Annotated in this window: 10 protein-coding genes; 4 read left to right on the top strand and 6 right to left on the bottom strand. The window is 62.7% G+C overall.

Going from position 1 to position 14,649, the window contains the following annotated elements; genetic code table 11:
• Position 1: 1 nt before the first annotated feature.
• From glgB to E4P32_RS05935, 6 genes are all read right to left on the bottom strand, one after another.
• A complete protein-coding gene (glgB, locus tag E4P32_RS05955) occupies positions 2–2,344 on the bottom strand; it encodes a 1,4-alpha-glucan branching protein GlgB (protein WP_233526548.1) in 2,343 nt (780 codons plus the stop codon).
• Positions 2,345–2,422: 78 nt separating this feature from the next.
• Positions 2,423–5,902, bottom strand: a complete 3,480-nt coding sequence (treS, locus tag E4P32_RS05950; protein WP_116432813.1) for a maltose alpha-D-glucosyltransferase — start codon at positions 5,900–5,902, stop codon at positions 2,423–2,425.
• 1 nt (position 5,903) lies between these two features.
• Positions 5,904–9,281: an alpha-1,4-glucan--maltose-1-phosphate maltosyltransferase gene (locus E4P32_RS05945; RefSeq protein WP_116432814.1), complete on the bottom strand. Its 3,378-nt coding sequence runs from the start codon at positions 9,279–9,281 to the stop codon at positions 5,904–5,906.
• 21 nt (positions 9,282–9,302) lie between these two features.
• Entirely contained in the window at positions 9,303–10,853 is a 1,551-nt protein-coding gene (gene glgA / locus E4P32_RS05940; protein ID WP_116432815.1) for a glycogen synthase GlgA, read from the bottom strand.
• The gene (locus tag E4P32_RS24070) at positions 10,832–11,008 is read right to left on the bottom strand and encodes a hypothetical protein (RefSeq protein WP_158559701.1); all 177 of its coding nucleotides are present in this window, start codon (positions 11,006–11,008) and stop codon (positions 10,832–10,834) included. The genes glgA and E4P32_RS24070 overlap by 22 nt, the downstream gene beginning before the upstream one ends.
• Positions 11,009–11,143: 135 nt before the next feature.
• On the bottom strand, positions 11,144–11,371 hold the full coding sequence (locus E4P32_RS05935; protein ID WP_116432816.1) for a dodecin: 228 nt from the start codon (positions 11,369–11,371) through the stop codon (positions 11,144–11,146).
• 273 nt (positions 11,372–11,644) lie between these two features.
• On the opposite strand from E4P32_RS05935, the gene E4P32_RS05930 reads away from it, so the two are divergent.
• From E4P32_RS05930 to E4P32_RS05915, 4 genes are all read left to right on the top strand, one after another.
• Positions 11,645–11,833 carry a hypothetical protein gene (locus E4P32_RS05930; protein ID WP_116432817.1) on the top strand — a complete coding sequence of 63 codons (189 nt, stop codon included), beginning with the start codon at positions 11,645–11,647 and terminating at the stop codon, positions 11,831–11,833.
• A 114-nt stretch (positions 11,834–11,947) separates the two neighbouring features.
• Positions 11,948–12,145: a hypothetical protein gene (locus E4P32_RS24245; protein WP_233526549.1), complete on the top strand. Its 198-nt coding sequence runs from the start codon at positions 11,948–11,950 to the stop codon at positions 12,143–12,145.
• Positions 12,146–12,332: 187 nt separating this feature from the next.
• Positions 12,333–12,998, top strand: a complete 666-nt coding sequence (locus E4P32_RS05920; protein ID WP_116432818.1) for a sugar dehydrogenase complex small subunit — start codon at positions 12,333–12,335, stop codon at positions 12,996–12,998.
• Complete coding sequence (locus E4P32_RS05915) at positions 12,995–14,647, top strand: GMC family oxidoreductase (RefSeq protein ID WP_116432819.1); 1,653 nt, start codon at positions 12,995–12,997, stop codon at positions 14,645–14,647. Before E4P32_RS05920 ends, E4P32_RS05915 begins: the two co-directional genes overlap by 4 nt.
• The last annotated feature ends 2 nt before the right edge of the window (positions 14,648–14,649 follow it).

Genomic DNA, 14,649 nt, shown 5'->3' with positions numbered 1-14,649 from the left:
TTTATTTTCCTCGGCGCAGGATGATGGTGGAGAGTGGTGGCAAGGTCAGCAGCAGCGAGGCCGGATGGCCGCGCCACTCTTGCTGTTGTGCAGTGACGCTGCCGGCGTTGCCGAGATTGCTGCCGCCGTAGATGTCGGCGTCCGTGTTGAGGATTTCCTTCCATTCGAATTCGTTGGCGGCGCCGGTCGGCACACCGATACGGTAGTTGTGGCGCGGCACGGGTGTCATGTTGACCGCCACCAGCAAGGGTTCATCGCCCTCGCCTTCATTGCCGTGGCGGAAATAGGCGAACACGCTGTTGACGCTGTCGTTGCCGACCACCCACGAAAATCCCTCGGCGCGGGTGTCGTTCAGATGCAGCGCCGGCAAGCCGGTGTAAAGGCCGTTGAGGTCACGCACCAGGCGCTGGATGCTGCGATGGCGCGGGTCGTCGAGCAGGTCCCATTGCGGCGACTTGTCGTGGTCGAACTCTTGGTACTGGCCGAATTCGCAGCCCATGAACAGCAGCTTCTTGCCGGGATGGGTCCACATGAAGCCGAGATAGGCGCGCAGGTTGGCGAGTTTCTGCCAATAGTCACCGGGCATTTTTTCCAACAGGGTGCGCTTGCCGTGCACCACTTCATCGTGAGAGATCGGCAGAACGAAGGCTTCCGAATAGGCGTAGATCATGCCGAAGGTAAAGTCGTGATGGTGGTAGCGGCGGTAGATGCTGTCTTCTTCCACGTAGCGCAGCGTGTCGTGCATCCAGCCCATGTTCCACTTGTAGGTGAAGCCGAGTCCGCCCTCCTTCACCGGCGCCGTGACGCCGGGCCAGGAGGTGGACTCTTCCGCGATCATGAGCGCGCCGGGGCAGCGCTCGATGACGGTCTGGTTGAGCTCGCGCAGGAAGTCGACCGACTCCAGGTTCTCGCGGCCGCCGTGGATATTGGGCACCCATTGGCCGGGCTCGCGGCTGTAGTCTCGGTACAGCATCGACGCCACCGCATCGACGCGCAGGCCGTCGACATGGAAATGCTCCAGCCATTCGAGCGCGCTGGCGATCATGAAGCCACGCACTTCATTGCGGCCGAGGTTGTAGATCAGCGTATTCCAGTCCTGATGGAAGCCTTCGCGCGGATCGCCGTGTTCATACAGCGGCGTACCGTCGAAGTGCGCCAGGCCATGGCCGTCCGACGGGAAATGCGCCGGCACCCAATCAAGGATCACGCCCAGGCCTTCGCGGTGGCAACTGTCGACAAAGCCGGCGAAATCCGCCGCCGAGCCGAAGCGCGCGCTCGGCGCGAATTGCGACAGCGGCTGGTAGCCCCAGGAACCGCCGAAGGGATGTTCCATCACCGGCAACAATTCCAGATGCGTGAAGCCCATGCCCTTGGCGTACGGAATCAGGCGCTCGGCCAGTTCGTTCCAGCTCAGGCTGCGGCCTTCTTCTTCGAGGATGCGCATCCAGGACGCGGCATGCACTTCGTAGATCGAAATCGGCGCCTGCAGGGATTGTTTCTGCGCGCGCTGCGCCATCCACTCGTCGTCGCGCCAGCGCCAGCCGTCGCGATCGTCAATCACACGCGATGCGGTGGCCGGGGGCAACTCCGTGGCGCGCGCCATCGGGTCGGCCTTGGACGGCTGCACACGACCGTCGGGACCGGTGATTTCATATTTGTAGAGCGTGCCGTCGCGCAGGCGCGGCACGAACAATTCCCACACGCCGGCGCTCTGGCGCAGACGCATCGGATGGCGGCGGCCATCCCACTGGTTGAAGTCGCCGATCACGGAGACGCGCCGCGCGTTCGGCGCCCATACCGCAAAGCGCACGCCGTCAACGCCGTCGATGCGCGTGACTTGCGAACCGAGGCAGCGCGCCAGTTGGCGATGCCGGCCTTCGCGGAACAGGTGCAGGTCGAAGTCCGAGATCAGCAAGTCGAAGGCATACGGATCTTCGGTGATCTGCACCTCTTCCAGTTTGCCGTTCTTGCCCGGCCAGGCCACGTGCAGCACGTAAGGGATCTCGCGGTGCGCCTGCGCCGGCAGGTTGACGTCGCCGTAGAAAATCCCGTTGGCGCTGCCTTCCACCGCACCGAGCTGGATCAGGTTGCCTAGCAGCACGCCGTGCGGGTCGCGCTCGTCGGCCGGACGTGAAAATACTTGCACCGCCGTTGCGCCGGGGTAATAACAGCACAAGCGCAGGCGTTGACCGCCGTCCGGCAGGTCTGCATAGCGCGGTCCCAGCAGCGCGAACGGATCGCCCAGCGTGGCCTGTTGCAAACTGCTCGCCAGTTGCAGGTCCGGCACCGCGTGATCGATTTCCCGATCGTTTTGGTGCGTGTCGTTGCGTAGAGATAACGCCATCTTGATTCCTCTTGGTCTTGTTCTTGCGTGTTGGTGGTGCAGCCGCCGAATCGAACTGCTTCGCGACTGTTTTTCCGACTACTTGCTGCCCAGCAGCCGCGCCGCGATGGCATGGATACCGCTCAGCGGCACATGCAGCCAGGCGGGACGGTTGGCTGCTTCGTAACAGATTTCGTAGGCTGCCTTTTCCAGCGTGAACAGGTCGAGCAGATCGTTTTGCGCCGCCGGCGCCAAGTTGTGCGCCAGCGCCGGATTGCCGACCCGGTAGCCTTCCAGGAAAGCCGCCTGGCATTCCGGCGCAAAACGTTTGAGCACCTGTTCCTTGCCGGCGCGCGCGACCTCGTCGAGGTCGCCCGGCCCCATGGTATGACCGAAGGCGGCGGCATACTCGAACGAGCGCATCAGGCCGGCGACGTCGCGCAGAGGACTGCCCTTGGCGCGACGCTCTTCCAGCGTACGCGCCGGTTCGCCCTCGAAGTCGATGATGAAGACATCCTTGAAGGCGATCAGCACCTGGCCGAGATGCAGGTCGCCATGCAGCCGCATCGAAGCCGAGCCGTTGCCGGACATCGCCAGTTGCTCGATGCGTTTGAGCAGCGGTTCGCGCTGCGCCAGCAGGCGTGCAACCTGGCGCGCCTGGTCGACGTCGATCCAGTCGTTTTTCTTGCGCAGGATCTCGCAAGCGGCAATGAGCTGATCCGATGCGGACTTGGCCCAGCGCTGGCAGGTCGCGGTATGCACGATCTCGGGCGAGAACGCCGGATCGTCGCTGGGCTTGCCGAGCAAGGTATGCATCTCGCCAAGGCGTTGGCCGAGCAGACGCGCGAACGAAGCCAGTTCCGCCAACGCGGTATTGTTGTTGCGGGCATGATCCCCATGCGAGGAATCAGCCAAGGCGTCGCTTTGGATGGCGCGTTCCAGCGTGTCCATGGTCCAGCGCCAGGCGTCCCCCTGATTGTCGACGTATTGCTGCAGCACGATCAATGCATACGGCGTGCCGTCGGCGCCATGACGCGTGACCTCGCCCAGCGTGGCCGGTACGTTGGGGAAGCCGTGGCTGGTCAGGTAACGGCCCATTTCGATTTCAGGATGCACGCCCGGCTTGACCATGCGCAGCACCTTCATGACCATGGCGTCGTTGATCACCACCGAGCTGTTCGATTGTTCCTGTGCGACGCGACGCAATTGCAGCGGCGCCTGCAGGATCGCCTTGTCGAAAGCGGTGGTCGGCACAAAGCGCATATGACCGTCGCCGGCCGGCACGTCGGCGTCTTCGGCCAGCAGTTCCAGCACGGTCATGATGAAGGAATCGAGCGCAAAGGCATCGGTCAGGAAGCCGACGTGGCGGTTACGGCGCACGCGCGACAAGGCCAATTGATGCGGCAGCGCCGACACGGTGTCTTCCTCGCGGATGAAGCCCAGCGGCAGCAGGTAACGTTGCTCCTGTTCGCCGTCGTAGTGAACAACGATTTCGCTCATCAGGATGGGCAGATTGCCGGGTACGTTCTTCGACATCGGGAGTTCGGTCGCCGTGACCATGTCAACGTGCGCGATCTGCTTTTGCTTGGCGGCATACCAGCGCCGCTTGAGCAGATAATGCGGCAGCACTTCGCGCTCCAGCGTGCCCCGTGCCGGCTCTTCCATGATCTCGGCCACGCCCTGGCGCAACACCAGCGTGACATATTCGGGCAACGGTTCAGGCGTGGCGGCGTACCACGACGGCATGGTCGCTTCGCTGGCAAGCAGGAACCAGTAAAAGCCGAACGGCGGCAGTGTCAGCAGGTAGTTGAGCTTGCCGATCGGCGGGAAGGCGGTGCCGCCCATCATCTCGATCGGGATGCGATCCGCGAAGGCCGACAGTTCCAGTTCCACCGCCTGCGCCGATTGCGACAGGTTCGCCACGCACAGGATGGTCTCGGTGACGCCGCCGTCCTTGGGATCGGTGAACTCACGCAGGTAAGCCAGGATCTTGCGGTTGCTCGGATAGATCACCTTGAGCGTGCCGCGGCCGAAGGCCTGGTGCTGCTTGCGCACGCTGAGCAGCCGGCGCATCCAGTTGAGCATTGAATGGCGGTCTTCGCTCTGCTGTTCGACATTGACGGTCTGGTAACCGTATTGCGGATCCATCAGCGGCGGCAACACCAGCCGTGCCGGATCGGCGCGCGAGAAACCGCCGTTGCGGTCCAGCGTCCATTGCATCGGCGTACGCACACCGTCGCGGTCGCCCAGATGGATGTTGTCGCCCATGCCGATTTCATCACCGTAATAGATCACGGGTGTGCCGGGCATCGACAGCAGGAAGCTGTTGAGCAGCTGGATGCGGCGCGCATCGCGTTCGACCAGCGGCGCCAGCCGGCGGCGGATGCCGAGGTTCAGGCGTGCGCGGCGATCCGGTGCGTAGAAATTCCACAGGTAGTCGCGCTCGGCGTCGGTGACCATTTCCAGCGTCAGCTCGTCGTGGTTGCGCAGGAAGATCGCCCATTGGCAATCGGCCGGAATTTCCGGCGTCTGGCGCAGAATGTCGGTGATCGGGAAACGGTCCTGGCTGGCCAGCGCCATGTACATGCGCGGCATCAGCGGAAAATGGAATGCCATATGGCACTCGTCGCTGTCGCCGAAATATTGCTGCACGTCTTCCGGCCACATATTGGCCTCGGCCAGCAGCATGCGGTCGGGATATTTGCGGTCCATCTCGGCGCGGATGCGCTTGAGGATGGCATGCGTCTCGGGCAGGTTTTCGTTGGAAGTGCCTTCGCGCTCGATCAGGTATGGCACCGCATCCAGGCGCAGGCCGTCGATGCCGAGGTCAAGCCAGAACGCCATGACGTTGAACACCGCCTTCAGCACTTGCGGATTGTCGAAATTGAGATCCGGCTGATGCGAGTAGAAACGATGCCAGAAATACGCCTTGGCGACCGGGTCCCAGGTCCAATTGGATTTTTCGCTGTCGAGGAAGATGATGCGCGTGCCGGCGTAGCTCTTGTCGTCGTCGGACCAGACGTAGAAATTGCGCGCTACCGAACCGGCGCGGGCATTGCGGGCGCGCTGAAACCAGGGATGCTGGTCCGAGGTATGGTTGATCACCAGCTCGGTGATCACGCGCAGGCCGTGCTCATGCGCGGCGGCGATGAAGCGCCTTACGTCGCTCATGTTGCCGTAATCGGGATGGACGTCCTTGTATTCGGAAATATCGTAGCCGTCATCGCGCCGGGGCGACGGGTAAAAAGGCTGCAGCCAGATGGTGTTGACGCCGAGTCCGGCGATGTAATCGAGCTTCTTGATCAGGCCGGCGAAATCGCCGATGCCGTCATCGTTGGCGTCGAAATAGGATTTGACGTGGATCTGGTAAATGACCGCATCCTTGTACCACAGCGGATCGTCGGTGAACGGCAGGCCGTCCCCGTCTTTTCCTTTTCGGGCACGTGCCTTGGCGCGGCTGGCCTTGTCCTGATGGACGCCCTTGGGATCTTTCTTTGCGCCTTTTGCGTCCTTGGCCTTCTTTGCGTCGGCAGGCGGCTCGCGGCTGCGCAACATCGTGCTGTCTGTCGGAATGTCCATCTCATGTCTCCATGGCGCGCAAGCGCCAGATGCCGTACGGATTTTTATCGGGATTCAGGCTGAGCGGCTGGCGGCGGCCGGTCCAGTTGAAACGTCGGTCTGTCAGTAAATCTTCTACCTGCACGCGGCTGTCGTCGCCGAGGCCGAAGCCGTGCAAGGGAATGTCGATGTCGCCGCCCTGTTCGTTGAACGGATCGAGGTTGATCGCCACCAGAATCACGTTGTCGCCAAAGCGCAGGCGCTCACCCTGTGCGCCGGCGTCATAAGCCGGCGCGGTGGACTTGACGAAATACAGCACCTTGTCGTTGGACGACGGCAGGAAATGCACGCCGAGATGCGTCTGCAACGCCGGGTTCTCGCGGCGGATGCGATTGAGGCGCGTAATGTCCTCGATGATGTTGCCGGGGCGTTGCCAATCCCAGGCGCGCACTTCGTATTTTTCGGAGTCGAGATACTCTTCCTTGCCCGGCACGGGCTGAGCTTCGCACAACTCGAAGCCGCTGTAGACGCCCCACAGGCCCGACAGCGTTGCCGCCAGCGCAGCCCGGATCACGAAGCCGGCACGGCCCGATCGTTGCAAGAAGTAAGGATTGATGTCGGGCGTGTTGACGAAGAAATGCGGCCGGAAAAAATCGCTTGGACGGTTGTCGCCGTCCGGCGCTGCGGTGAGTTCTTCGAGGTAGTCGATGAACTCCTGCTTCTCGTGGCGCCAGGTGAAATAGGTATAGGACTGCGAGAATCCGACCTTGGCCAGCCGGTACATCGGCTTCGGGCGCGTGAAGGCTTCGGACAGGAAGATCACTTGCGGGTAGCGGCTGCGCACTGCGGCGATCATCCACTCCCAGAACGGAAACGGCTTGGTGTGCGGATTGTCGACGCGGAACACGTTGACGCCCTGCTGCACCCAGTACAGCACGATGTCGCGCAAGGCAATCCAGAGATCGGGAATGGCGTCCTCGGCGTAGAAATCGACGTTGACGATGTCCTGATATTTCTTGGGCGGATTCTCGGCGTAGCGCATCGAGCCATCGGGACGCCAGGCGAACCAGCCGGGATGTTCGGTCAGCCACGGATGATCAGGCGCGCACTGGATGGCGAAATCGAGCGCCAACTCAAGCCCATGCACCGCCGCCGCGTCGCGCAGGCGCAGGAAGTCGTCCAATGTGCCGAGCTCGGGATGGATGGCGTCATGACCGCCATCCTGGCTACCGATGGCGTAAGGACTGCCGGGATCATCGTCGGACGGCGTCAGACTGTTGTTCTTGCCTTTGCGGTTCTTTTTGCCGATCGGATGGATGGGCGGAAAGTACAGCGTGTCGAAACCCATCGCGCGAATGGCCGGCAGGCGTGCGACTACGTCATTGAAGGTGCCATGCACGGCGGCATCGCCGCTTTGCGAACGCGGGAACAATTCGTACCAGCTGGAAAATGTTGCCGCCGGCCGCTCGGTCTCCAATGGATATTCGATCGCGCTGCGCACCAGGAAGGCGCGCGCGCCGGCCAGTGCGGTCAGACGGTCGATCTGCTGCGCGGTCTCATCGGCCAGCAGCAATGCCAGGCGGTTGGTATTTTGCTTGCCATTTTTCCCGGACAAGGATTTGAGCAAGGCGGCGCTGTCTTCCAGCACGGCGCTGTCGACGCCGTTCTCCAACGCTTGTTCAGCAAGGTTCGCCACCAGCAGGCGCCCTTCTTCCAGTTCCAGATCAACGTTCTGGCCGGCGGCGGATTTCTTTTGCAGACCGTCGCGGTAGGTCTCGTAGACGTCGCTCCAGGCTTCGATGCAGAAGTAATGGCGACCGAGCCGCGGCAGCGACAGGCTGGCTTGCCAGCGATCGTTGCCGACGTGCTGCAGCGGCACGCGCCGCCATTGCTTTTCATCGGCCGCTCGCACCAGCACGGCGGCGGCGAGATGGTCATGCCCGTCCATGAAAATATCGGCGCTGATCGTGAAGCTCTGTCCCACGGTGCGCTTGGCCGCGAAGCGACCGTCGTCAACCGTTGGCGCGACTTGTTCGATGGCGATACGGCCGGTGCGTACTTTCTCGGCCACCGGCTTCTTGCGGCGATTGAGATCGGGGGCGACTGCGGGAGGCGTCTGCAATTCGATCAGGGCGATTTCGCCCGGTTGCAGGACGAACTCACGTTCCGGCGGCCAGTCGAGGATGCGGCCGCCCAAGCGTTGCTGCCAGTCGCCGTCATCGAGATGCGCCACATGGCCGAGGCTGGGATTGATGGCGATCAGCTGGTGCACGCCGACCTCACGCGCCAGCAACAGCACCGGTGCTTCCGGCGCACTCACGGTGCGCAGCTTGAAACCGCCGGCCGACATGGCCTGGTTGGCGGCGCGCACTTCGTTGTCAAGGTTGAAATCGGATTCTGCGCAGGCCTGGACGAATTGCTGCGGCGTGCGCATGCGCGTTGATGCGGCGGCGTTGCGGGCGATACCCAGCGGTTCGGTCAAGCCGAACTCGAACCCCATCGGCATCAGCCAGCCGCTGCCGCTCAAGGCGGCGAAGCGCAAGGCGCGGATGGCGCCGAGGCGGCGCGTGTCCTTATCATGCCAGCCATGCACGCGTGCGGCGCGCGGGCCGAAAGGGTCTTCCGGAAAGCCCAGCACGGGCGCAATGGCAGCGAGTCTTTCATGTTCGCGGAAATACCAGGGGGCGCGAAAATCCCACCACGCGCCCGAAGAAAAAACGGCGTCGAAGCCGCAACCGGCCAGGACCTCCAATTGTTGATGCGAGCAGCCCGACGTCCATGCCAGGAAGTGGCAGCAGGAGCGTTGCTCCTGCGTGCGTTCCACCAGCCGGCACCAGAAGTTGCCTGGCAAGCCGGCCGGATCGTGGCAGACGAAACCGGCCACGCCGGCATCGATCAGCATCGCCAGGCGCATGTCCCAGCATTCGAACAAGGCCTCGGCGACTTCAGGCGCGTTGAAGCGCGGCTGCGGCGTCAGGACCTTGCACGCCCCGCCATCGCGACGGCGCGGATCGGGAAGCTGGCCGCCCTGCGCTGATGCATCCGACGAAGGATCTGCAACGGCAAACCATTCCGGATGGCTGTGCAGCAGCTGGTCGCTACCGTGGACGTGGGTAACCGACAAATCGAGCAGCAGGCGCAGATGGTGTTCCGTCGCCAGATGTGCGAGTTCTTCCAACTGGTCCAGGCTGCCCATGCCGCCATCGGCAATCGGGCTTTGGGTATTGCTGTCGTCACCGGCAAACACGCCGGCAATCAGCCCGTCGCCGCACAGCAGGACATGATCGAAGCCCATGCCGGCGCAGCGCGCGAACAGATCGCTCCATCCCCCGCCGCCAACCAGCGTGGGATCGATGCAATAGATACGCGGTGAAAAGGCCTCGGTGGCATGGTTTTCCAATGCTTAGTCTCGCTTGTTATCTTATGCCGCTTGCTCCAGAGCGACCTGAAGATCAGGTACATCAGGCGCTTTGCGTGCAAACAGCGGTTTCGCTTCGGCCGGGGCAATCGCGGCGTAGGCGTCGACATAGGCGGCCGCAGCCGTTTGCCAGTCGAAGTCGGTATTCATTGCGTTGCGTTGCATGGCGCGCCATTGATCGGCGTTGCCGTGCAGTGCGAAGGCGCGCTCGATGGCGGCTTCCATGTCCTGTGCGGTTTCGCCGTCGAACAGCACGCCGCTGGCGCCGGCCGCAGCCGGCCCCTGTGCGCCTGCATCAGCGATGGTGTCGCTCAGACCGCCGACACGCGAGGCGATCGGGATGGTGCCGTAGCGCATGGCGTACAGCGGCGTCAGACCGAACGGTTCGAAGCGGCTTGGATGCAACAGCATGTCGCAGCCGGCGTGCAAGGCATGGGCACGCTCTTCGTCGTAGCCGATGTGGACGCCGACACGGCCGGGATAGCGGCGCGCCAGATCGAGGAAGCCATCTTCATAGCTGCGCTCGCCGCAGCCGAGCACCACCAGTTGCATGCGCTCGTGGCGATCGAGGACATTCGGCAAGGTCTGCAGCACGACGTCGGCCATCTTCTGGTGCGACATGCGGCTGCCGATACCGATGATGGGGGCGAACGGATCGACCGGCAGCAGGCCGAACATGTTTTGCAGCTCGCACTTGGAGAGTGTTTTTCCGCGCATGTCGCCGACCGTGAAGGAATGGCGCAGCAACGGATCGGCGGCCGGGTTCCAGACTTCGCTGTCGATGCCGTTGGGAATCGCACGCAAGGCGGCGCGACGTTCGTTGAGCACGCCTTCCATGCCGTAGCCGAAACGCGGCGTCAGGATTTCCTGAGCGTAGGTCTTGCTGACGGTGGTGACACAGTCGGCGTGTTGCAGGCCGGCTTTGAGGAAGCTGATCTTGCCCCAGTATTCGAGACTGGACATGGCCCGCGCGTCATGGTCGAGGCCCAGTTGTCCGGCCAGCGACCAGTCATAGTTGCCCTGGAACGCCAGGTTGTGGATGGTCAGCATGGAGGCCACGTGATTCAGGCCTGCGGTCTTCAGCAGGAAGGGAATCAGGCCGGCATGCCAGTCGTTGGCGTGCACCACGTGCGGCGCCGGCACTGCGGTTTCACCGGCGCAGATCGCCACGGCGGCGTGCGCGAGATCGGCGAAGCAGATCGCGTTGTCGCAGAACTCGTTGCCGCTCTGGTCGATATAGGGATTGGCGCTGCGCTGGTGAAAGCGCTCGGTGTCGAGCAGCAGCACGGGCACGTCGGTGCCCGGCATCACGCCGCGCAACAGGCGCGCCGGACCGCCCGGCAGATCGCGCGGCAAGGCCAGCGGCTGCAGCGGTGCAGTGGTGGCATCCGCCTGCGCATGCGCGATGGCGACGCCGTAACCAGGCATCAGGATGCTGGCGTCGATGTTGAGTTTGCGCAGGCTGACGGCCAGCGCGGTAATGACGTCTGCGAGGCCGCCGGTCTTGACGAGCGGTACGGCTTCGGAACTGACTAAGAGGACGCGAGCTTGCAATTGATCACCCCGTTCATGGCAAAGGCATGGAAGAAATTTGGACCGGAAAGATGCGCGAGGAAAACCGCTGCATCGGAAAGCCAGGGATGGGCGAGGCGGCGTCGACCCTCTTCTTTTTCTTGATCGTTCAGACGCGTACTCTTGATTCCCGGCATGGTTCTTACCTTAGCCAATCATGTTGCAGTGAACCATCGGACAGCGGCGCATATCACTGTAGGATGCGTCCTACCGCCGTGTCGGGCGAACACCTTGGAGCGATGCTGCGATGCAGCTACATGGTCCGCCACGCCCTACTTTTCGATGCGGAAGCCGATCTTCAGCGTGACCTGGAAATGCGCCACCTTGCCGTCTTCGATATGGCCGCGCTGGTTCACGACCTCGAACCAGGCCAGGTGATGCAGCGAGTCGGACGCGTCGGCGATGGCGTTGCGTACGGCCTCGTCGCTGCCCTTGTCCGAACTGCCGACGACCTCGACGACTTTGTAGCTGTGGTTTCCTGCGGCGGCGGATGTGCTCATGGGGTCTCCTGAAGGAAAAATGGAAGGCGAATGAAATGCAGCGAATCAGGAGCGAGGCTAGACAGATGGCGCAGGCATACCTATAAGCGGCCGCCTGAAAGCCCTGTAGGAGAAACTGCGGTTGCCGTTCGTCTTACAGGCGTATGCGGCGCACGCCGATGGCGGCGGCGGGGATGCAAAACTAGACTTGGCTTCAGTCGCGCATTGCGTCCAATGCGCCCGCAGCTTCATTTGCCCGCAGCTTTTTTCATTGCACCCTTGAGGAGAACCGCCATGTCGAAATCCCAACCGAACAAAACCGCACCGAACGCCAAGGATGTCCAGCAGGACGCCGCCAGGAACGACAGTGATCTGGAGGCGGAACAGGTCCGTCATCGCACTGCCCTGCGCATTGCCGGCATTGAAGGCGTCGACGGCTTTGCCGATGTCGCCGAGAAGGCGGAAGCAGGCACTCCGTCCTGATTCGAAGTTGATTGGCGGCAGCCATTTCAAGTTGTTGAGCACAATGGCGGCCTTCCCGGCCGCCGTTTCATTTCGGGCATCGGATTTATTTCGATGCTTCAGCAAGGAGCAGCCATGTCCCATACCTCCCATCAATTGCATGAGCAAGCCCGTCGCGCCCAGCGCCACGCCGAACTTGAGGACGTCCATCCCGGCAAGACGCCGCAGACGCATCCGGCTCCCGTGAAAGGCACCGCTCCCGCAGCACCGCCTGCGCATGAAGATGAAGCCTTCCGCGTTTTCGATGGCGACGCGCCGCAAAGCGACGGCTGAAGTTCTCTTCACATCTTTCTTCCCCCGACACTCCTGCAGGTCAGTGAATACTTTGCAATAAAGACATGTTTCAAAACGCCGCAAGCATGTTAGCGCTAACATTGATATCATTACGCAATCCCCGCCAATAAGAAATCGCAGGAATTCACATGCGCCAGGTCACACCACCCAGCAAAAGAGCCGCTTCATGAAGCCACCTTCTTCATCATCTCCGGCTCCCGACCAGTCCCCCGCGACAGTCGGCAAAGTCAAACTGACCGGCGGTATCAGCCGGCGCCATATCCTGATCGGTCTCGCAGCGCTGGTTGCCGAAGCCGGCTTCTGGAGCAACCCGCTGTTCAGCAATGCGCAGACGCCCGCCGCTCCGGCTGCGGCGCCGCCACCGCCAAGTCCTGAAGCACTCGCCTTCCTCAACTTCTCCAAACGCATCACCGGCCACGCCGACCTGAAGACCGATACCGGCGTGAGGATCGAAGCGGCCATGCGCAAGACTTATCCTGATTTCGCCGCGCAGTCGTCGCGCCTCGGCGCGTTGCTGCAAGACGGCCAGGAGCCAAAAGCCTTGCTGGCTGCTGCTACCGACGCCGGATTGCGCGACCTGACGCTGGCCATCGTTGCGGCCTGGTACACCGGCACCATCGGCAAAGGCAAACAAGCCGTCGTGGTGTCGTACGCCGAAGCGCTGATGTACCAGCCGGTGTCGGACGGCCAGACCGTGCCGACCTACTGCAATTACGGCCCGCTGTGGTGGACCAAGGCGCCGCCTGCAATTCGCGTGTCTGCTCCTGTCGCTCCTGCGCCTGCCCCGGCTCCCGCCACTACCGGCACACCCGAACCAAAAGCAAAAACATGAAACAACCACTCTTTACTGCCGATGGCGATGCCACGGCCGACGTCGTCATCGTCGGATCCGGCGTAGTCGGCGCGATGATCGCCGATCAACTCGTGACCCAAGGCTATTCGGTGCTGATGCTGGAAGCCGGCTTGCGCATCGAACGTGCACAAGCGGTCGAGAACTGGCGCAACATGCCGTTTGAAAACCGTGTCGGCTCGGACTATCAGGGCCTCTATCCGCAGGCGCCCAACGCGCCGGCGCCGCTGTACTTCCCCAAGAACGACTACATCGCGCTGTCCGGTCCGGACGGCAACGGTTTTCAGCAGGGTTACCTGCGTACGGTCGGCGGCACCACCTGGCACTGGGCGGCGTCTTGCTGGCGTCACCTGCCGGTCGACCTGAAGATGAAGTCGACCTATGGCGTCGGCCGTGACTGGCCGATTTCGTATGAAGAGCTGGAGCCGTATTACTGCCGCGCCGAAGAAGAAATGGGCGTAGCCGGACCGAACGATCCGAGCCGGCAATCGCCCAGCGAACGCAGCAAGCCGTATCCGATGGACATGGTGCCGTGGGGCTATGGCGACACGCGTTTTGCCGAGGTGGTGAATCCACACGGCTACAACTCGGTGCCGATTCCGCAGGGTCGCAGCACGCGTCCGTGGCAGGGCCGTCCGACCTGCTGCGGCAACAATAATTGCCAGCCGATCTGCCCGATCGGCGCGATGTACAACGGCATCCACCACGTCCAGCGCGCTGAAATGAAAGGCGCGAAAGTGCTGTCCGAGGCGGTGGTGTTCAAGGTCGACACCGACCAGAACAACCGCGTCACCGCCGCCTATTGGTACGACGCCGGCAAGAAGCCGCACAAGGCGACGGCAAAAGCATTCGTATTCGCCTGCAACGGCATCGAGACGCCGCGCCTGCTGCTGCTGGCCGCGAATGCCGCCAATCCGAACGGTCTGGCCAACTCGTCCGACCAGGTCGGCCGCAACATGATGGATCACTCCGGTTTCCATTGCACCTTCCTTGCCAACGAACCGATCTGGACCGGTCGCGGCCCGGCGCAGAGCAGCTGCCTGGTGGGGCCGCGCGATGGCGCGTCGCGTGCGGAGTACTCGTCCAACAAGATGATCCTCAACAACATCACGCGCGTCGGTCCGGCCACGCAACAGGCGTTGAAACTGGGCCTGGTCGGCCCTGAGCTGGACGACGAGATCCGTCGCCGCGCGGCCTTCGGCGTGGACTTGTCGATCAGCCTGGAACCGCTGCCGGAAGCACACAACCGCCTGACGCTGAGCAAGACGCGCAAGGATCCGCTGGGCCTGGCTTGCCCGGACATCTATTACGACGTCGGCGACTACGTGCGCAAAGGCGCCGAAGCGGCGCACAAGCAACTGGAACACATCGGCCAGCTGTTCGGTGCGGTGGAGTTCAACATCACCACCAGCCTCAATGCCAACAACCACGTCATGGGCGGCGTGATCATGGGCAGCGATCCGAAAGACTCGGTGGTGGACGGCAATTGCCGCGCGCACGACCACGCCAACCTGTGGCTGCCGGGTGGCGGCGCCATGCCCTCGGCCAGTGTGGTCAACAGCACGCTGAGCATGGCGGCGCTGGGACTGCGCGCCGCCGACGACATCGGCAAGATGCTGGCGAAGGGATGATG

Origin of the sequence: Herbaspirillum sp. 3R11 (assembly GCF_004563925.1) — a bacterium.
In the GTDB taxonomy this organism is placed as follows: domain Bacteria; phylum Pseudomonadota; class Gammaproteobacteria; order Burkholderiales; family Burkholderiaceae_D; genus Herbaspirillum.
Note: the sequence above shows the minus strand (reverse complement) of the source record. Positions and strands in the feature narration are given on the sequence as shown.